This window comes from Kocuria sp. UBA5001 (genome assembly GCF_002398425.1).
In the GTDB taxonomy this organism is placed as follows: domain Bacteria; phylum Actinomycetota; class Actinomycetes; order Actinomycetales; family Micrococcaceae; genus Kocuria; species Kocuria salsicia.
The window spans coordinates 95,647-114,583 of sequence record NZ_DGYR01000021.1 but is presented as its reverse complement, the minus strand read 5'-3'; the positions used below and the strand labels follow the sequence as shown (position 1 = coordinate 114,583).

The 18,937-nt window shown below is 71.5% G+C and carries 15 protein-coding genes; 5 read left to right on the top strand and 10 right to left on the bottom strand.

Annotated elements, in window-relative coordinates:
* Positions 1 to 6 precede the first annotated feature (6 nt).
* From ffh to ftsY, 4 genes are all read right to left on the bottom strand, one after another.
* Positions 7 to 1,575: a signal recognition particle protein gene (gene ffh, locus B3G12_RS11820; RefSeq protein WP_144942533.1), complete on the bottom strand. Its 1,569-nt coding sequence runs from the start codon at positions 1,573 to 1,575 to the stop codon at positions 7 to 9.
* 113 nt (positions 1,576 to 1,688) lie between these two features.
* A complete protein-coding gene (locus B3G12_RS11815; protein WP_126875005.1) occupies positions 1,689 to 2,027 on the bottom strand; it encodes a P-II family nitrogen regulator in 339 nt (112 codons plus the stop codon).
* Complete coding sequence (locus B3G12_RS11810; protein WP_244944673.1) at positions 2,024 to 3,343, bottom strand: ammonium transporter; 1,320 nt, start codon at positions 3,341 to 3,343, stop codon at positions 2,024 to 2,026. Before B3G12_RS11810 ends, B3G12_RS11815 begins: the two co-directional genes overlap by 4 nt.
* A gap of 270 nt (positions 3,344 to 3,613) precedes the next feature.
* Entirely contained in the window at positions 3,614 to 4,732 is a 1,119-nt protein-coding gene (ftsY, locus tag B3G12_RS11805; RefSeq protein ID WP_144942531.1) for a signal recognition particle-docking protein FtsY, read from the bottom strand.
* Between the two features lie 31 nt (positions 4,733 to 4,763).
* On the opposite strand from ftsY, the gene B3G12_RS11800 reads away from it, so the two are divergent.
* Positions 4,764 to 6,059, top strand: a complete 1,296-nt coding sequence (locus B3G12_RS11800; protein ID WP_342353645.1) for an MFS transporter — start codon at positions 4,764 to 4,766, stop codon at positions 6,057 to 6,059.
* A gap of 7 nt (positions 6,060 to 6,066) precedes the next feature.
* Positions 6,067 to 6,201 (top strand): hypothetical protein, encoded by a 135-nt coding sequence (locus B3G12_RS11795; protein ID WP_290500497.1) that lies wholly within the window; start codon positions 6,067 to 6,069, stop codon positions 6,199 to 6,201.
* Positions 6,202 to 6,535: 334 nt separating this feature from the next.
* On the opposite strand, the gene smc is transcribed toward B3G12_RS11795, so the two are convergent.
* Positions 6,536 to 10,186, bottom strand: coding sequence for a chromosome segregation protein SMC (gene smc, locus B3G12_RS11790; protein WP_290500495.1), 3,651 nt, complete (start codon positions 10,184 to 10,186; stop codon positions 6,536 to 6,538).
* A 353-nt stretch (positions 10,187 to 10,539) separates the two neighbouring features.
* Here smc and B3G12_RS11785 point away from each other — a divergent pair, with 353 nt between their 5' ends.
* The 3 genes from B3G12_RS11785 (at position 10,540) to B3G12_RS11775 (ending at position 15,658) form a co-directional block, all read left to right on the top strand.
* Positions 10,540 to 11,565: a 3-oxoacyl-ACP synthase III gene (locus B3G12_RS11785; protein ID WP_144942529.1), complete on the top strand. Its 1,026-nt coding sequence runs from the start codon at positions 10,540 to 10,542 to the stop codon at positions 11,563 to 11,565.
* A 26-nt stretch (positions 11,566 to 11,591) separates the two neighbouring features.
* Positions 11,592 to 14,333 (top strand): alpha/beta fold hydrolase, encoded by a 2,742-nt coding sequence (locus tag B3G12_RS11780; protein ID WP_290500492.1) that lies wholly within the window; start codon positions 11,592 to 11,594, stop codon positions 14,331 to 14,333.
* A gap of 161 nt (positions 14,334 to 14,494) precedes the next feature.
* Positions 14,495 to 15,658 (top strand): NAD-dependent epimerase/dehydratase family protein, encoded by a 1,164-nt coding sequence (locus B3G12_RS11775; RefSeq protein ID WP_260983365.1) that lies wholly within the window; start codon positions 14,495 to 14,497, stop codon positions 15,656 to 15,658.
* A gap of 119 nt (positions 15,659 to 15,777) precedes the next feature.
* On the opposite strand, the gene mutM is transcribed toward B3G12_RS11775, so the two are convergent.
* The 5 genes from mutM to coaD form a co-directional block, all read right to left on the bottom strand.
* Positions 15,778 to 16,707, bottom strand: a complete 930-nt coding sequence (mutM, locus tag B3G12_RS11770) for a bifunctional DNA-formamidopyrimidine glycosylase/DNA-(apurinic or apyrimidinic site) lyase (RefSeq protein WP_290500491.1) — start codon at positions 16,705 to 16,707, stop codon at positions 15,778 to 15,780.
* Between the two features lie 7 nt (positions 16,708 to 16,714).
* A complete protein-coding gene (rnc, locus tag B3G12_RS11765) occupies positions 16,715 to 17,419 on the bottom strand; it encodes a ribonuclease III (protein ID WP_290500490.1) in 705 nt (234 codons plus the stop codon).
* A 1-nt stretch (position 17,420) separates the two neighbouring features.
* On the bottom strand, positions 17,421 to 17,624 hold the full coding sequence (gene rpmF / locus B3G12_RS11760) for a 50S ribosomal protein L32 (RefSeq protein ID WP_094394193.1): 204 nt from the start codon (positions 17,622 to 17,624) through the stop codon (positions 17,421 to 17,423).
* A gap of 2 nt (positions 17,625 to 17,626) precedes the next feature.
* Complete coding sequence (locus B3G12_RS11755) at positions 17,627 to 18,220, bottom strand: YceD family protein (RefSeq protein WP_144942687.1); 594 nt, start codon at positions 18,218 to 18,220, stop codon at positions 17,627 to 17,629.
* 205 nt (positions 18,221 to 18,425) lie between these two features.
* Positions 18,426 to 18,896: a pantetheine-phosphate adenylyltransferase gene (gene coaD, locus B3G12_RS11750; protein WP_144942524.1), complete on the bottom strand. Its 471-nt coding sequence runs from the start codon at positions 18,894 to 18,896 to the stop codon at positions 18,426 to 18,428.
* Positions 18,897 to 18,937 lie beyond the last annotated feature (41 nt).

The following is an 18,937-nucleotide window of genomic DNA, read 5'->3' as shown; positions in this document are numbered from 1 at the left end:
TACTTTCTACTTTCCGAGGAACTTCTCGAAGCCCTTGGGCAGGTTGAGGGACTCGGCGTCCAGTTCCTGCCCCTGCGCTCCAAAGGAGCTGCCGCTGGCCGCGGGCTTCCGGCCCGAGGCCAGCGCCGCGTTCTCCTGCGCACGCTTGGCCGGGTTCCCCGACTTGGACCCCTTCTTCTTGGTCTTGCCGCCCTTCTTGGCCGCGCCGCCGCGACCCATCCCGGGGATGCCGCCGGGCATACCGGGGACGCCCTGGCCCGAGGCGAGACGCTTCATCATCTTCTGGGCCTGGGCGAAGCGCTCCATGAGCTGGTTCACCTCGGAGACCGTGACACCGGAGCCGCGGGCGATGCGCGCCCTGCGGGAACCGTTGATGATCTTGGGGGCCACGCGCTCGTGCGGGGTCATGGAGCGCACGATCGCCTCCACCCGGTCGATCTCGCGCTCGTCGAAGTTCTCGAGCTGCTCCCGCATGCCGGCGGCGCCGGGCATCATGGAGAGCATCTTCTTCATGGAGCCCATCTTGCGCAGCTGCTGCATCTGCGCGAGGAAGTCCTCGAAGGTGAAGTCCTCCTGGTCGGTGAACTTCTTGGCCATGCGCTCGGCCTCGGCCTTGTCCCACTGCCGCTCGGCCTGCTCGATCAGGGTCATGACGTCGCCCATGTCCAGGATGCGCGAGGCCATGCGGTCCGGGTGGAACTGCTCGAAGTCCCCCACGCCCTCGCCGGTGGACGCGAACATGATGGGCTTGCCGGTCACCGCACGGACGGACAGCGCGGCACCGCCGCGGGCGTCGCCGTCGAGCTTGGAGAGCACCACACCGGTGAAGTCCACGCCCTCGTCGAACGCCTTGGCGGTGTTCACCGCGTCCTGGCCGATCATGGCGTCGATGACGAACAGGACCTCGTCCGGATCCACGGCGTCGCGGATGTCGCGCGCCTGGTTCATCAGCGCCTGGTCGATGCCCAGGCGTCCGGCGGTGTCGACGATCACGACGTCGTAGAGCTTGGAGCGGGCGAAGTCGACGCCGTCGCGGGCCACCTTCACGGGATCCCCCGTGGGGTCGTCGAACTCCGAGGTGGCGCCGGGCTCCGGGGCGAAGACCGGCACCCCGGCGCGCTGGCCGACCACCTGCAGCTGGGTGACGGCGTTGGGCCGCTGCAGGTCGGAGGCCACGAGCACGGGCTTGTGGCCCTGGTCCGTGAGCCACTTGCCAAGCTTGCCGGCCAGGGTGGTTTTGCCCGCGCCCTGCAGGCCCGCGAGCATGATCACCGTGGGCCCGGTCTTGGCGAGGTTGATCCGCCGGGTCTCGCCGCCGAGGACGTTCTGCAGCTCCTCGTTGACGATCTTCACGACCTGCTGGCCGGGGTTCAGCGCCTCCGAGACCTCCGCGCCGAGCGCGCGCTCCTTGACGATCGCTGTGAACTCCCGGACCACGGGCACAGCCACATCCGCCTCGAGGAGGGCCCGGCGGATCTCCCGGACGGTGGCATCGACATCGGCCTCCGAGAGCCGGCCCTTGCCGCGCAGGTTCTTGAAGGTCGCTGTGAGCCGGTCGGACAGTGAATTGAACACGGGGTGGTCGCTGCTTTCGTCTGACAACGGATGAATTCAGTGTCCCAGGTTAGCAAGCGAAGCCCCGCCCGGTCGCCCGGACGGGGCCTGTGCCGAAGACGTCGCGTGCGACCTCAGAGCGCGACGTCACCCAGTTCGCCGGTGCTCACGCGCACGGTGTTCTCCACGGGAGTCACCCACACCTTGCCGTCCCCGGGTTCGCCCGTGCGTGCGGAGGTGACGATGACGTCCACAAGGTCCTGGACCTCGCCGTCCTCCACGACCGTCTCGATGCGCACCTTCTCGAGGAGGTCCACCGTGTACTCGGCACCGCGGTAGACCTCGCGGTGCCCGCGCTGGCGGCCATAGCCGTGGACGGTCAGCACGGTCATGCCCTGCACGCCGTAGCTCTCCAGGGCGTCTTTGACGTCACTGAACTTCTCGGGTCGCACCACTGCGGTGATCAGCTTCACTGGTTGTCTCCTTTGCTGGCGGCGGGCACGGGGGCTTCGGCGGTCCCGGGCAGGGGCCGCGCGGGGGCCTGCCCGGCGAAGTAGCCGGTGGCCTCGTCCTTCAGCGAGTACGCGGACTCCGCGTGCTGGGTGAGGTCCACGCCGATGACCTCGTCCCGGCGGGTGATCCGCAGCCCCATGGTGGCCTTCAGCACGAGCCCGATGACCAGCGTGAGGACGCCGGTGTAGAGCGTCACGAAGAGGGTCGCGGCGAGCTGGGTACCCAGCAGGCCCCAGCCACCACCGTAGAACACCCCGGCCCGGCCCTCGGAGGGGATCGCCAGGAAGCCCAGCGCCACGGTGCCGACGATGCCGGAGACCAGGTGCACGCCGCACACGTCCAGCGAGTCGTCCAGGTGGATCCGGTACTTCAGGCCCACGGCGATCGCGGAGCACGCACCGGCCACGGCAGACAGCAGGATCGCGCCGAGCGGGGTCACGTTGGCGCACGCCGGCGTGATGGCCACGAGCCCGGCGACGACGCCCGACGCCGCACCCAGCGACGTCGCGTGCCCGTCCCGGATGCGCTCGGTGAGCAGCCAGGCCAGCATGGCCGCAGCCGGGGCCACGAGCGTGTTGGTCCAGATCAGGGCGGCCTGCTCCACGGTGGTTGCGGCGCCGGCGTTGAAGCCGAACCAGCCGAACCACAGGATGGCCGAGCCGAGCATCACGAGCGGCAGGTTGTGCGGGCGCTGGCCCGAGTCGCGGCCGAAGCCGCGGCGGGCACCGATGAGCAGGATGAGCACCAGAGCCGCGATGCCCGCGTTGATGTGCACGGCGAGCCCGCCGGCGAAGTCGATCGGCTCGCCGAAGATCCGGCCCAGGGCGCCGTCCTCGGAGAACAGCCCGTCACCCCACACCATGTACGCGAGAGGGAAGTAGACCAGGGTGACCCACACGAGCGTGAAGACCACCCATGTGCCGAACCGGGCGCGGTCCGCGATCGCGCCGGAGATCAGGGCCACGGTGATGATCGCGAATGTCACGGAGAAGTCTGAGGACAGCAGGTCCTCGGTGCCCATCAGGCCGTGCAGACCGAAGTGCGCGAACGGATCCGCGGTGAGGCCGCCCAGCACCGGGTCCCCGGCGAGCATGGAACCGCCCCACAGCACCCACACGACGCCCACCACGCCGAGCGCGGCGAAGCTCATCATCATCATGTTCAGCACACCCTTGGCGCGGGTCATGCCTCCGTAGAACAGTGCAAGTCCGGGGGTCATGAAGAACACCAACCCCGCGGCCACCACGGTCCACACGTGTCCGGCGGTCAACTCCACCCGGATCACCTCGTCCCTGTTTCGTGTCGGCACAGCCTTTGCGCCTCTTGCGCACAGTCAACGGGGCGGGTGTTACCGCGACGGCGCGGGTTCGTGACGCCGGTGTTTCACGTCACGTCCGCGTGTGACGATCGTGTTAACTCCTCAGGTGCCGGTGTTGATGCCGGTTCCAGTCCGGGGCAAGGGCCAGGGCGAGTGCCGGTGCCCCGACGACGACGCCCGCTCCCACGAAGGGGGCGGGCGCCGTCGGCATCGCGCGGGGAAGCAGGCTCAGTCGATGATTGCGTCCACGAACTGCTCGGCGTTGAAGGGGGCGAGGTCGTCCGGGCCCTCGCCGAGACCGATCAGCTTGACGGGCACGCCCAGCCCGCGCTGGATGGCGACCACGATGCCGCCCTTGGCGGTGCCGTCCAGCTTGGTGAGCACGATGCCGGTGATGTCCACGGCCTCGGCGAAGACCTTGGCCTGGGCCATGCCGTTCTGCCCGGTGGTCGCGTCGATCACGAGCAGCACCTCGTCCACCTCGGCTGCCTTCTCGATCACGCGCTTGACCTTGCCGAGCTGGTCCATCAGACCGGCCTTGTTCTGCAGCCGGCCAGCGGTGTCCACGAGGACCACGTCCGCCTCCTGGTCGATGCCGGCCTTCACTGCGTCGTAGGCCACGGAGGCGGGGTCCGCGCCCTCCTGCTCGGAGCGCACCGTGGGCACGCCCACGCGGGCTCCCCAGGTCTCGAGCTGGTCAGCGGCGGCCGCGCGGAACGTGTCTGCCGCGCCGAGCAGGACGTCCTTGTCCTCGGCCACGAGCACGCGCGCGAGTTTGCCCACCGTGGTGGTCTTGCCCACGCCGTTGACGCCCACCACGAGCACCACGGCGGGCTTGCCGGGCACCGCCTCGGTGTGAACGGAGCGGTCCAGCGTGGGATCCACGAGGGCGAGCATCTCCTCGCGCAGCAGCGCCTTCAGCTCCCCCGGGTCCTTGGTGCCCGTGACGCGCACACGCTTCTTCAGGTTCTCCACGAGCTCCACGGAGGCGTCCGTGCCGAGGTCCGCCATGAGCAGCGTGTCCTCGATCTCGTCCCACGTGTCCTGGTCGATCCGCTCGCGCGAGAGCAGCTTGAGAAGGCCCTTGCCGAGCACCGTGTTGGACTTCGCCAGGCGGCCGCGAAGCCGCTCCAGGCGGCCGCGGGCGGACTCGGGGCGCTCCAGAGTGGCGACGGGGCTGTCCTCGACCACGCCCTCGTCAGTGATGTCCGGGACGTCGTCCACGTCCCGCGTGCCCGGGTACCCACCCTTCGGGGCCTTGGGCTTGCGCAGCAGCAGCACGCCGAACACCACGAGCAGCACCACCGCCGCGGCGGCTATCACGATCCACATCAGTTCAGGAGTCATCACCCGTCTAATCTCCCATAAACTGCCAGGCGTGTCCCACCTCGAACCCCGCGATCCCGCCGAGCCCCGCATCCCGACAGACCCCGACGAGCCCCCCGTCGAGACCGTCCCGGACGCCGTGCCGTCTGCCTCCCGGGAGAAGGTCCCCGAAGCCATCAAGGTGCTGATCGCCGCGGCGTTCGTGATCGCACTCGGCTACGGGATCGTGGCCCCGGTGCTGCCCCAGTTCGCGTCGAGCTTCGGTGTGGGGGTGGCCGCGGCCTCCGCGGTGATCAGCGCGTTCGCCCTGTGCCGGCTGGTCTTCGCCCCCGTGAGCGGCACGGTGGTCAACAGGCTCGGCGAGCGCCCCACCTACCTGATCGGTCTGATCGTGGTGGCGCTGTCCTCCGCGGCCACCGCGTTCGCGCAGACCTACTGGCAGCTGCTGGTCTTCCGCGGCCTGGGCGGGATCGGCTCCACCATGTTCACGGTCTCCGCGATGGGGCTGATCGTCCGGCTCTCCCCGCGGACCATGCGCGGGCGGGTCTCCGGCTACTACGCGACGGCGTTCCTGCTGGGCGGCATCCTGGGCCCCGTGCTCGGCGGCGCGCTGGCCGGGCTGGGGATGCACGCGCCGTTCCTGATCTACGCCGCGGCACTGTTCGTGGCCGTGCTCGTGGTGTGGCTGCGGCTCAAGGACGAGACGCTCGGGGCCAGGCGAGGCGCGGCCACCCAGCCGGTCATGCGGGTCCGGGACGCGCTCGACGCCGGGGCGTACCGCGCCGCGCTCGCCTCCAGCTTCTCCACGGGGTGGACCGCGATGGGCGTGCGCGTGGCTCTCGTTCCGCTGCTGGCCACGCAGATCGTGGGCGAGGGCCCCGCCGTCGCCGGGCTGGCACTGGCCCTGTTCGCGGTGGGCAACGCGTGCGCGCTGACGGTGACCGGCAGGCTCACGGACCGGTGGGGGCGCAAACCCCTGGTTCTCACGGGACTCGTGGTGTGCGGCGTGGCAACCATCGGGGTGGGACTCAGCTCCACCGTGGTGGCCTTCGCCGTGCTCTCACTGCTCGCGGGCGTGGGATCCGGCACGCTGAACCCCGGCCAGCAGGCGGCCGTGGCCGACGTGATCGGTCCGGACCGTGCCGGCGGCAAGGTGCTGTCCCGCTACCAGATGTGCGCGGACGCCGGGCAGATCGCCGGGCCGATCATCGCCGGAGCACTCGCGGACGCCGCCGGCTTCGGGTGGGCGTTCGGGGTCTCCGGGGCCCTCATGCTGATCGCCGCCCTCGCCTGGTTGCCGGTGCGGGAGACGGCGCCGGACGCGACACGGACGGAGACGAAGGAGTGAGGGCACGATGAGGACGAAGCGTTCGTCGTCGAGCACCACGAGCTACAACGTGCTCGGCTTCTTCCTCGGTTATGTGCTTCGCGGCGTCCTGGGACAGCTCCTGTTCCAGAGTCTGGGGCTGCCCTTCTCACGGAGCTGCTGACCGGGGCCGTCGTCGTGCTGCTGTTCATGGTGGCGCTGCGCTGCGTCATCCTCCCGTGGCTCGGTCGAAAACCCTCCCGGTACCCTCCACGCGCAGTGACAAGTGGTCGTCCACGGCTGACTCCGCTTCTGTCCCGACGGCGATCGAGAAGGCCCTGCACGAGCACGATCCCCGTGTGCGAGCACGGAAGGATGACACGGGCACTGAGCTTCACGCGGCCATTGGTGCTGACGCCGTCGTCCGTATCAGGGGCTCGGGATCACAGGAGGACTCGCCCGCCGGAGGCCGACACGGGCCGGCGGCGCGACCGCGCGTCGCCGTCAGCGGTTTGTGACTAGCGCAACTGCGAGAGCTGCTGGCCCACCACCAGGCTCACGCCGTCGCCGCGCATGGACACCCCGTAGAGGGCGTCCGCGATCTCCATCGTGCGCTTCTGGTGGGTCACGATGATCAGCTGCGAGCTCTCCTTGAGCTGCTCGAAGATGGATAGCAGCCGCCCCAGGTTGCGGTCGTCCAGGGCGGCCTCGACCTCGTCCATCACGTAGAACGGGGACGGGCGGGCCTTGAAGATGGCCACCAGCAGGGCGATGGCGGTCAGGGAGCGCTCGCCGCCGGAGAGCAGCGAGAGCCGCTTGATCTTCTTCCCGGCGGGACGGGCCTCGACCTCCACGCCGGAGTTGAGCATGTCGTCGGGATCCGTGAGCCGCAGCCGCCCCTCGCCGCCCGGGAACAGGGTGGCGAACACGGAGACGAACTGCTCGGCGGTGTCCCGGTAGGCCTGCGTGAACACCTCTTCCACGTGCCGGTCCACGTCCCGGATGATGTTGCGCAGGTCCGTGCGGGAGTTCTTGACGTCCTCCAGCTGGGTGACCAGGAACGTGTGACGCTCCTCCAGCGCCGCGAACTCCTCGAGCGCGAGCGGGTTGACCTTGCCGAGCGCCTTGAGCTGCTTCTGCGCGCGCTGCAGCCGGACCTCTTGCTCCTCCCTGCGGAACGGCGCGCCGGGGTCGGTCATCTTCGGCAGCTCGAGCTGTCGCGGAGTGTCCTCCTCCTCGGCCCGCTGTGCCTCCTCCAGAACCACGTCCGCGTCAGGCACCGGCAGATGCGGCCCGTAGTGGTCCACCAGGAAGTCCGGGGTCAGCCCGAGCTCCTCGAGCGCGGTGGTCTCCAGCCCCTCGAGCCGAGCGCGCCGCTGCGCGAGGTCGAGCTCCGCGCGGTGCAGCTGCTCCGTGATCTGGGCCAGGTCCTTCGTGACCTCGTCGCGTTCCGCGCGCAGCCGCTGGGCGGCCTCGTCGAGTCCGGCGCGCCGGGTCTCGATCTCGTCCCGCTCGGCGGCGGCCTCACGGGTCGCCTCCTCCGCTCGCGCCCGCAGGTGCTCCGCAGCCGTGGCGACGGCGAACGCGACCCGGGCCTGCACCCGGCGTCGCTCAGCGCGGCGGGCAGCCTCGGCCTGCGCGGCCCGCTCGGAGCGGGCGGCCCTGGCCTGTGCCTCGGCACGTGACGCCGCGTGGCGCTGCTGCTCCTCGAGCCCGCGCAGCGCGAGCCGGGCCTCGGTCTCCGCCTCCCGGGCGGCGCGCGCGGCGGCCTCGGCGCGGTCCTTCGCCGCGGCAGCTGCCAGCTGCTCACGTTCGAGGTCATCCTCGTCCCCGGTCTCCGCGGACTCGGCGCGCTCGACGGCGCGGCGCAGCTCGTCGTCGCGCTGGGACAGCCGCTGCTCGGCCGTGGCGAGGACGTCCCGGCGGCGCTGCAGCTCGGAGTCCGCCGACGACGCCGTGGCCTCTGCCCTGCTCAGCGCCGCTCCTGCTGCAGCGGCCTCCTTCTGGGACCGGGTGGACTCCTGCCCGGCCTCCCGCGCCGCGGCGACGGCTCGCGCGCGCCGCGCCTCCGCGCGTTCGGCCTCACGGGCGGCCTGCTCGGCAGCGTCCCGCAGCTCGGCGGTGCGGGACTCCGCCTGTTCGATCAGCGCGTAGAGCTCCAGCGGTCCCGCAGCCTCCGCCGCACCGCCCTGCGCCCGGTGCCGGGAGTACACGCTGCCGTCGCTCGTGGCAACGCGCACCGCGTTGGCCGTGCTCTCGTCCCGCGAGCGCGCGAGTTCCAGCACCCGCACAGCCGTCTCCGCATCAGGGGCGAGGACGGTGGTCGCCAGTTCGGCGCGCACCGCCGCGAGCACCCGGGCGGCGTCCCCGCCGGTCTCCCCCGCGCGCACGACCTCGGCGGCGCCCACGCAGCCCTCCGGAAGGGTGAGCCGGGCGACGGCCGGGTCCCGGGCGTCGTCGTCCCCTCCTGAGATCACGAGGTGCGCCCGGCCCTGCCCCGTCTCCGTGAGCTGCGCGAAGACGCGCGCCGCCGCGGTGTGCGAGGAGACGGCGAGCGCTTCCGACCACGGCCCGAGGGCCGCGGCAACGGCGCGCTCCCACCCGGGGGTCACGCGCACGGCCCGCGGCACCTCACCCAGGACGGGGACCACGTCCGCCACGGAGGCGGAGCCGTCCGGCTGGCGCACGGACTGGCGCAGCGTCTCCAGACGCACGGTGTTGGTCTTCAGCTCGCTCGCGGCGGCCTGCCTGCGGGACTCCGCGGCGCGGCTCTCGCGCTGGGCGGCCTCGGCGGCCTCCTCTGCCTCCCGTGCCCGGTCGCCCGCCTGCTGGGCCCGGGCGGCCGTGGTCTCCGCCGCCTCCGCGAGGGATGAGGTCTCCAACCGGGCCCTCTCGGCGCGCGCCACGACCTCCGTGATCTCGGTGCGCACGCGCTCCACGTCCGCCTCCGCGGCGGTCAGCCCGGAGCGCGCGGCGGTGACCGCCGCGGCGAGCCGGGCCTGGCCCTCCCGCCGGTCCGAGGCACGCCGCACGAGCTCCGCGGAGTGGGCCTCGGCCGTGCGAGCCGCGTCCTCTGCCGACTCCTTTGCCGCGTGCTCGCGGTCCAGGGTCTGCTGGGCCTCCGCGACCCGTTCCGCGAGCCGCTCGGCCTCGGCGAGCGTGCGCGCGGCCTGCTCCTCGAGGGCGCCCGCGTCCCGCCCCTGGGGAGCGGGCTCCTCCGCGCTGCCCAGCAGCCGACGCCGCTCCCCCGCGAGCGCGGACAGCGCCCGGAAGCGGTCCCGCACGGTGCTCAGCTCGTACCAGCTGGTGCGCGCGGCGTTCAGCGCGGGGGCGGTGTGCGCAGCCCGGGTCTCGGTCTCCTGCAGCCGCTCCGCGAGCGCGGCGGCGGACTTCTCCAGCTCGTCCCTGCGACGCCGGGCCTCCGTGCTCGCCCCCTGGTCCGTGTCCATTCCCGCGCGGGCGGCCACGAGGTCGTCGGCGAGCAGGCGGGCGCGGGCGTCCCGCACGTCGTACTGGATCCGCTGCGCCTTGCGCGCGGTGCGGGCCTGCCGCCCGAGCGGGGTCAGCTGACGCTGGATCTCCCCGGTGAGGTCCTCGAGCCGGTCCAGGTTCGCCTGCACGGACTCGAGCTTGCGCAGGGTCTTCTCCTTGCGGCGCCGGTGCTTGAGGATCCCCGAGGCCTCCTCGATGAAGCCGCGGCGGTCCTCGGGCGTGGCCTGCAGGATCCGGTCCAGCTGCCCCTGTCCCACGATCACGTGCATCTCACGGCCCAGCCCGGAGTCCGAGAGCAGCTCCTGGATGTCCAGCAGCCGGCACGAGCGACCGTTGATCGCGTACTCGGAGCCGCCCGAGCGGAAGAGCGTGCGGGAGATCGTGACCTCGGAGTACTCGATCGGCAGTGCACCGTCCGCGTTGTCGATGGTCAGTGAGACGTGTGCGCGCCCCAGGGCGGCACGGCCGGAGGTGCCCGCGAAGATGACGTCCTCCATCTTCCCGCCGCGCAGCGACTTGGCGCCCTGCTCGCCCATCACCCAGGCGAGGGCGTCTACCACGTTGGACTTGCCCGAGCCGTTGGGCCCCACCACGGCGGTGACCCCGGGCTCGAAGTCGAAGGTGGTGGCGGAGGCGAAGGACTTGAAACCACGCACGGTGAGTGTCTTCAAGTGCACGCCGGGGGTCTCCTGTGTCGAGCTGGTGGACGCTCAGGCGGGCGGCAGGGGGCGCCGGGCCCACGCGGAGCGCGCGCTGCGGGGGTGGAAGCGAGTCTACCCGGCGCCACCCGCGGACCCGGGCCCGGCGACGTCGCCCGTGCCTGCCCGCTCCAGCCACTTCCCCGGGTGGCCACGGTCCGCGTGGCCTGGGCGTTCATCCGCAACTGGGCCAACGCCTCGCGCGGGCGGAGAAACCTGTCAGAATCGGCCGTTAGACTGGGCCGGTCCTACCCGCTTGTTCACCCGAGCGCCGAGGCTCGTCGCGACCGATTCCTTGACCGTACGGGTGGCGTCTGATCGAAAGCGCCACATTGACCGGTAACTCCACCATCGCAAACCGCAACGCCGCCATCCTGTCCGTGACCAAGACGGAGGCGGACGTGGTCATCCCGTCCACCCGGTTCGATGAGGAGTTGGAGCACACCTTCAAGCGCCTGCGGATGCCCAAGGGGCTGCTGGAGCGGCTCGCTGGCATCAAGGAGCGCCGCGGGTGGGCCCCCGGTCGGCACTTCACGGACGGCGCCACGGAGGCCGGGGAGGCCGCGCTGCAGCAGGCTGGGATCCGACCGGAGCAGATCGGGCTGTTCATCAACGCGTCGGTCACACGCGACAACTACGAGCCCGCGGTGGCCGTGGGCATCCACGAGCGACTGGGACTGCCCAGCTCGGCCCTGAACTTCGACATGACCAACGCGTGTCTGGGCTTCGTCAACGCCCTCACCGTGGCCTCGTCCATGATCGACGCCGGTGCGATCGAATACGCCCTGGTGGTCGCCGGAGAGGATCCCTCCCCATGGCACGAGGCGGCACTCGCCCGGCTGAGCCAGGACGGCATCACCCGCGACCAGGTGGTCCAGGAGTTCGCGACCCTCACCCTCGGCTGCGGTGCGGCCGCGGCCGTGGTGGGCCCCGCGGACCGCCACCCGGACGGGCACCGGATCGTCGGCTCCGTCACCCGGGCCGGTACCGAGTTCAGCCGGCTGTGCATCGGAGGCGGGGACGGCATGTTCACGGATGCCACCGGGTTGCTCAACCACGGCGTGGGCCTCGTCGTGGAGGCCTGGCTGGACGCCGAGAAGGACGGCTGGGACTGGCGGGACATGGACTCCTACGTCACCCACCAGGTCTCCAACTCGCACACGAACAAGCTCATCGCGGACATGGGTCTGGACCCCGAGCGGGTCCCCCTGACCTTCCCCTACTGGGGCAACGTGGCCGCCGCCGCCCTGCCCATGACGCTCGCCCTCGAGGCCGAGCGACTGGAGCCCGGTGCCCGGGTGCTGTGCCTGGGAGTGGGCTCGGGCCTGAACACGACCCTCATGGAAATCGCCTGGTGAGCGCCCCAGAGAACGGAGCCGCACGCATGACCTCCTCCCCCTCCTCCTGCCCCGACGACGCCGCCCGGCTGCCGTTCACGGAGACTCCCCTCCCCGGTGTGGACCCCGCGTGGTCCCGTGTGGTCACCGTGGCCTCCACCGCCCCGGTGGAGCCGGTGCCTGGCCGCAAGCGCCGCTGGCACCTGCTCGACAACGGACAGGCCCTCTCCGCCGCCGGGCGCACGCCCCAGGGCGTCGTCCTCGCCGTGCACGGCAACCCCACATGGTCCTACCTGTGGCGCGACGTCGTCCGGGCCGCCACCGAGACCGAGCGGCCCTGGCGCGTGGTGGCCGTGGACCAGCTGGACATGGGCTTCTCCGAGCGCACCGGGCTCTTCCGCCGCCTCGAGGACCGAGTGACGGACCTCGGCGACCTCACCCGGGAGATCGGCCTCGACACCGCCGGGCTGCCCGTGGTCACCCTCGCGCACGACTGGGGCGGTCTGATCTCGCAGGGCTGGGCCCAGGAGCACCCCGAGATCCACGCCGCGACCGTCATGACCAACACCGCCGTGCACCACGACGACGCCGAGCCGATCCCCTCCGCGCTGCGACTGGCCCTGAACAAGGCCGTGCACGGGCCCGTGACCACTGGTTCCACCGCGTTCCTGGACACCACGCTCGCCCTGTGCGATCCCGCGCCGTCCAAGGACGTCAGGAAGGCGTACAAGGCGCCCTACACGACCCGTGAGCGCCGCGAGGGCATCGCGCACTTCGTCGCCGACATCCCCGCACCACCGGAGCACCCGTCCCACGCGGCGTACGAGCGGATCGCGGGTCGGATGAGCGCCCGCGAGGTCCCCACCCTGCTGCTGTGGGGCACCGGGGACCCGGTGTTCCAGCAGCGCTACCTCGAGGACCTCATGCACCGCGCGCCCCACGCGGACGTCCACCGCTACGAGGGCGCCAAGCACCTGGTGCCCGAGGCACGGGACATCTCCACAGCGATTCTGACCTGGCTGGACGAGCGCTTCGGCGGCGTCGACCCCGTGGTCGAGTCCCACCGTGACCGCCGCGCCCGTGGCCGGGCCGCGTTCGTCCCCTTCTTCGCGGAGCTGGAAGCCCGCCGCAACGACGACACCCCAGCCGTGGTGGACATGGGCCCGGTGACCGGGACCGTGGACGGCTCCGCGCCCGAGCTGAACATCGAGCGCAGCGTCACGTGGGCGCAGCTGTCCGCCTCCGTGGACCGGCTCGCCGTGGCCCTGCTGCGCACCGGCGTACGCCCGGGCGACCGTGTGAACCTCATGGTTCCCCCGGGCTCCATGCTCACCACGCTGATCTACGCGTGCCTGCGCATCGGCGCCGTGATCGTGGTCGCGGACCAGGGGCTCGGGCGCAAGGGGCTCACCCGCGCGCTGAAGGGCTCCTCCCCGCAGTGGTTCGTGGGCATCCGCAAGGCACTCGTGGGTGCCCGTGCCCTCGGGTGGCCGGGACGGCGGATCGCCGCGGACTCCCTGGACCCCGTCTCCAAGAAGCTGCTCGGCGTGGAGCACACCGTGGCGGAGCTCATGGATTCGGTCACGAGCGTGGACCCCGCCGAGATCCCCGCCGTGGACCCGGACGCCGAGGCCGCCGTGCTCTTCACCTCCGGCTCCACCGGCCCGGCCAAGGGCGTGGTCTACACCCACCGCCAGATGGCGGGGATGCGGGACACCATCCGGGACACCTACGGCCTGCGCGCCGGAACCGGCCTGGTGGCCGGCTTCGCGCCGTTCGCTCTGCTCGGCCCTGCGCTGGGTGCGGCGTCCGTGACCCCGGACATGGACGTCACGAGCCCCAAGACCCTCACGGCACAGGCGCTGGCGGAGGCCACCATGGCCATCCGGGCGACCGCGGTGTTCGCGTCCCCCGCGGCCATCGAGAACGTGCTGGCCACCGCTGACGCGCTCTCCCCCGCCGAGCGGGACGCCCTGGCCCGGGTGGACCTCATGCTCTCCGCGGGAGCCCCGATCCCCGAGCAGCTGCTCGCGCGGCTGCAGGAGCTCATGCCCGCCGCCGAGCTGCACACCCCGTACGGGATGACCGAGGCCCTGCCGCTCACGGATGTCAGCCTGGACGTGATCCGGGCGGCCCGCGAGGACGCGCAGCGCGGCGTCGACGGCGCGGGCCGCGGCGTGTGCGTCGGCACCCCGGTCGAGGGTGCCGAGCTCGGCGTCCTGCCGCTGACGGCGGACGGCTCCGTGTCGGACGAGATCGTCACCACGCCCGGTGTGACCGGCGAGATCGTGGCCCGTGCGCCGCACGCCAAGGACCACTACGACCGGCTGTGGATCACCGAGCGGGAGTCGGACCTGACCCCCGGCTGGCACCGCACCGGGGACGTCGGGCACTTCGACGCCCGGGAGCGGCTCTGGTACGAGGGCCGGCTCGCGCACGTGATCACCATGGCGCAGGGCCCCGTCTCCTCGGTGGCCGCCGAGCACGCCGCGCAGACCGTGCCCGGCGTGGGCCGCGTGGCCGTGGTCGGTGTCGGCCCCGTGGGCTCGCAGTCCGCGGTGGCCGTGATCGAAACGGAGCCCCGCGCCGAGAAGCCGCACCTCGCGCCCGCCGAGCTGAGCGAGCGTGTGCGGGCCACGGTGGACTTCGCCACCGGGCTGCCCGTGAGCGCGGTGCTGGTCGTCCCCGAGCAGCCCACCGACATCCGCCACAACTCCAAGATCGACCGGACCGCGTTGAGTGGCTGGGCCGAGCGCGCCCTGTCCACCGGAAAGCTGAGTGACCTGTGAGCGACGACCAGACCCGCGGCCGCCACCGCGCCGCTGACCCCCGTCCCGCCGACCCGGAGCCGCCCCGCACGGACTCCACCCCGGCCAGCGCAGACCGCGTGGCGGGTTCCGTCCAGATCGCGGACCCCGAGCGCGACGGCGCCACCGCCACGCAGGGCACCCTGGACGGCACCGGCCGCACCGCCCTGGTGACGGGCGCGTCCGGGATGCTCGGCGGCGACGTCGCCCGCGTCCTGCTCGCGCGCGGCTGGAAGGTGCGCGTGTTCCAGCGCGGCCACGCCGCGGTGGCCGAGCGCGAGGGCGTGGACGAGGTGCTGGGCTCGGTGACCGAACCCGAGGACGTGGCCCGCGCGCTCGACGGCGTGGACGACGTCATCCACCTCGCCGCGAAGGTCTCCTTCACGGGCGAGTGGTCCGAGTTCGTGCGCGTGAACGTGACCGGCACGCGCGTGCTGCTGTGCCAGGCGCAGAACGCCGGGGTGCACAACGTGGTGTTCGTGTCCTCCCCGTCCGTGGCGCACGAGGGCGTTTCCATCGAGGGCGCGGGTGCGGAGCCCGCCAACCCGGAAAAGGCCCGCGGCAACTACGCCCGCTCCAAGGCCGCGGCCGAGCTGCTGGCTCTGAGCATGGACGGCCAGCGCGAGCTCAAGGTGGCCGCGGTGCGCCCGCACATCGTGTGGGGTCCCGGGGACACGCAGCTCGTGGAGCGCGTGGTGGACCGTGCGGCCGCCGGACGCATGCCGGACCTGGACCACGGCGCCGCGATGATCGACACCACCTACATCGACAACGCGTCCGAGGCGATCGTGCGCGCGCTCGAGCGGATCGACGCCGTGCACGGCCGCGCGCTCGTGGTCACCAATGGCGAACCGCGCCCCGTGGGCGAGCTCGTGGCCCGCATGTGCGCCGCCGCGGACGTCCCCGCTCCCACGCGGTCGATCCCGGGCGGCGTGGCGCGCTTCGCGGGCCGCATGATCGAGAAGGTCTGGCCGCACATCCCCGCGAGGTTCCGTGGCGGGGACGACGAGCCGCCCATGACCGAGTTCCTCGCCGAGCAGATGTCGACCGCGCACTGGTTCGACCAGCGCGAGACGCGCGAGCTGCTCGACTGGACGCCGTCCGTGAGCCTGGACGAGGGCTTTGCGCGGCTCGCGGCGTACTACAAGGACCACCCACGCCCCAGCAGGGACACCGGCTCCACGTCCCTCGACCGCGTGGAGGAAGTGGCTGACGACCAGCGCGCCCGCGCGGAGGACTCCTCTGTGGCCTCGGAGGCCAAGGACAGCGGCGTGACCACGGACCTGCAGAGCGTGCGGGACCGGTAGGTTCCCCGTCTCCTGGCTGCGGAGACGACGACGGCGGGCGGTCCCCTTCCGGGGCCGCCCGCCGTTCTCTTGTTCCGGCGTGTCTGTCACCACGACGAAGACCGTCTACTGACCAGCTTCTACGGCCGCGCCCGCCGCGGCTTCCGCTGGCACCGCGAGCAGCGGTACGAGGACCGGTTCGCGAACTTCTCGCGCACGATGACGCCGTCGAGGCCGGCCTCCTCGCAGCGGTGGCACGGCTCCCCCGCACGGCCGTAGGCGTTCAGGGACCGGGCGAAGTAGCCCGACTCGCCGTTCACGTTGACGTACAGCGAGTCGAAGCTCGTGCCGCCCGCGTCCAGGGCACGACGCATGACCTGCTGGCAGGCTTCCACGAGTTCCCGCGTGCGCGGTGCGGTCATGGTCTCCGTGGGTGCAGCCCAGTGCAGCCGGGCAGCCCACAGTGCCTCGTCCGCGTAGATGTTGCCGATCCCGGAGATGAGCCCCTGGTCCAGCAGGGCGCGCTTCAACCCCGTGCGGCGTCGTCGCAGGGCGGCGTGGAACGCGTCGACGTCAAAGAGCGGGTCCAGCGGATCACGGGCGATGTGGAAGGCGTGCTCCGGGATGGTGCCCTGGCCATCAGCGCTGGGGACGAGCGGGTCCAGGAGCATCCCGCCGAAGATCCGCTGGTCCACGAACCGTGCCTGCTCGGGCAGCGGAGAACCGTCTGAGGCCACAGCGGGTGAGAGTCCCAGCCTGATCCGTTCGTGGCGCGGGGCCGGCTGATCCGCGGAGGCGACGAGCAGCTGCCCGCTCATCCCCAGGTGCACGAGCAGCGCGCGGGAGGGCTCGGCTTCGGAGGGGGCGCGCACGGGCAGCCACAGGAACTTCCCGCGGCGCTGCGCGGCGTCCACCGTGAGCCCGGTCAGGCTCTCCTGGAAGTCCAGCACGCCTGCCGTGTAGCGGCGCAGTGACCGCGCGTCGAAAACCTGCACGGAGTCGATCGTCCGACCCACGATCCACCGCTCGACGCCGCGGCGCACCACCTCCACCTCGGGCAGCTCGGGCACGGAGGCCTCAGCTCTTCGAGGGGAAGCGGGCGGCGATCGTCTCGCACGCGGCGGCAGCGGCGGCGCGCTCGGCGGCCTTCTTGGAGGTGCCCTCGCCGTGGCCGAGCACCTCGCCGTTCACCACGGCGTCGGCGGTGAAGTGGCGCTCGTGGTCCGGGCCGGTGCCCTTGACCTCGTAGCGGACGGTGCCCAGGCCGTGCTGGGCGACCAGCTCGACGATCTGGGTCTTCCAGTCTTTGCCCTCGTGCAGCACGCGGGTGTCCTCCAGCAGCGGGACCATCATGCGCAGCACGAGGTCGCGCGCGGGAACGGGCCCCTGGGACTCGTACACGGCTCCGATCACGGCCTCCGTGGTGTCCGCGAGGATGGACGCCTTCTCGTTGCCGTGGGTGCGGATCTCTCCCTTGCCCAGGCGGATGTGCGGGCCCAGACCGAGGGTGCGGGCCACACCGGCCAGCGCCCGGGCCGAGACCACGGAGGCCCGCAGCTTGGCGAGCCGCCCCTCGTCCCAGTCCGGGTAGCGGTGGTAGATCTCGTCCGTCACGGCGAGCTGCAGGACGGCGTCGCCCAGGAACTCCAGGCGCTCGTTGTGCAACTCCCCGGTGTGCTCGTAGGCGTAGGAACGGTGCGTCAGCGCAATGCGAAGCGTCTCGGTGTCGATATCGACACCGAGACGCTCAAGCAGTTCGCCGGAATCCGGCAACGTTGCCACGTTACGCGTCAGCGACCTTGCGACCCTTGTACTCGTAGAACAAGGGGGTGCCGGCGGAATCGGAGACCAGCTTGGCCTGGTGCGGCAGGCTGTAGCTGACCTTGCCGTTCTCGACGGTCTTCACCAGCTGGGGGGCTTGCGCCTTCCACTGCGAACGACGCATCCGCGTATTCGCACGGGACATTTTCCGCTTGGGAACAGCCACGGCTATCTCTCTTCTCTCGTGTCGGTTGTCGGCTCCGACGTGTCGGCATCCTGATCCGGCTTGGTCAGCAGCCCCTGCAGGGCGGACCAGCGGGGATCCGTCACGTCGTGGTGGTGGTCCGGGTCGTTCTCGAGCCGTGCGCCGCACTGGGCGCACAGGCCCGGGCAGTCGGCCCGGCACACCGGTTGGAACGGCAGCTGAGTGATCACTGCGTCCCGAAGCATCGGTTCGAGGTCGATCTCCTCGTCCGTCACCTCATACACTTGCTCGTCCTCGACGTTCTCGTCACCCTTGGGGGACGGTTCGAAGACGAAAAGCTCTTGCACGTCGACCGGTAGTTCGTAGTCAATGGGGTCGAGGCACCTGCTGCACTCCCCGTGAACACTGACGATCACGGTTCCGCTGACCAGAATACCGTCGTGGACGGATTCCAGCCGCAGCTGCAGATCCATGGGCGCGCCCTCGGGGGAACCGATGAGCGCCGTCCCGAAATCCTTCGGTGCGGGGACCTCGACGTCCAGGGTTTCCATGGTCCCCGGGCGGTGTTCGAGCTCCCTGACACCGAATGCGAGGGATGAACTGTTGCGGTGATTCACGAAACTCCTGGCGTACGACACTGGCCGACAGACCATCTTAGCACGCGGTGGGCCCCTGTTCACATCGCGCCTCCCCGTGGACGACGACGTCGCCGTCCACGTTCCCGTCGAGCATCGCCTTCGTAGGTCCCCGTGATCCGACGAGACGGGAGGCCGCGGCGCGCGGCGTCGTTGCCCGCCAGTCCGAGGGCCGGCGGGTGCGCACTCAGCGGGTGCGAATCGCGTGCAGCACCTGGGGCGGCACGAACGAGGAGACGTCTCCGCCGAGTGCCGCGACCTCCATCACGAGTGAGGAGGACACGTGCAGCAGCGAGGGTTCCCCCGGCAGGAACACCGTCTCGACGCCGGTGAGCGAGCGGTTCATGGTGGCCATGGGCAGCTCGTAGTCGTAGTCCGCGCCGTTGCGCAGCCCCTTGACGAGGGCCACGGCCTCCCGTCGCTGCGCGTAGTCGGCGATCAGACCGGACTCCAGGGGCTCCACCACCACGCCGGGTTCGTCCGCGAAGACCTCGCGGACCAGCGCGATCCTCTCCTGCTCCGTGAACCGGTGGGTCTTGTGCGGGTTGGTGGACACCGCCACGACCACCTCGTCGAAGAGGCGGGCGGCACGGCGGATTACCGAGCAGTGTCCCAGGTGCAGCGGATCGAAGGACCCCGGGCAGATGGCGCGTTTCATGGCACCACCCTAGCCGTGGCCCGGCGATGCGGGTGTGTCCC

What these genes read in the sequence shown, in the direction of transcription:
- ftsY (WP_144942531.1), bottom strand. Translation starts at nt 4,732, where the DNA reads ATGACTCCTGAACTGATGTGGATCGTGATAGCCGCCGCGGCGGTGGTG.
- B3G12_RS11795 (WP_290500497.1), top strand. Translation starts at nt 6,067, where the DNA reads ATGAGGACGAAGCGTTCGTCGTCGAGCACCACGAGCTACAACGTGCTC.
- B3G12_RS11780 (WP_290500492.1), top strand. Translation starts at nt 11,592, where the DNA reads ATGACCTCCTCCCCCTCCTCCTGCCCCGACGACGCCGCCCGGCTGCCG.
- coaD (WP_144942524.1), bottom strand. Translation starts at nt 18,896, where the DNA reads ATGAAACGCGCCATCTGCCCGGGGTCCTTCGATCCGCTGCACCTGGGA.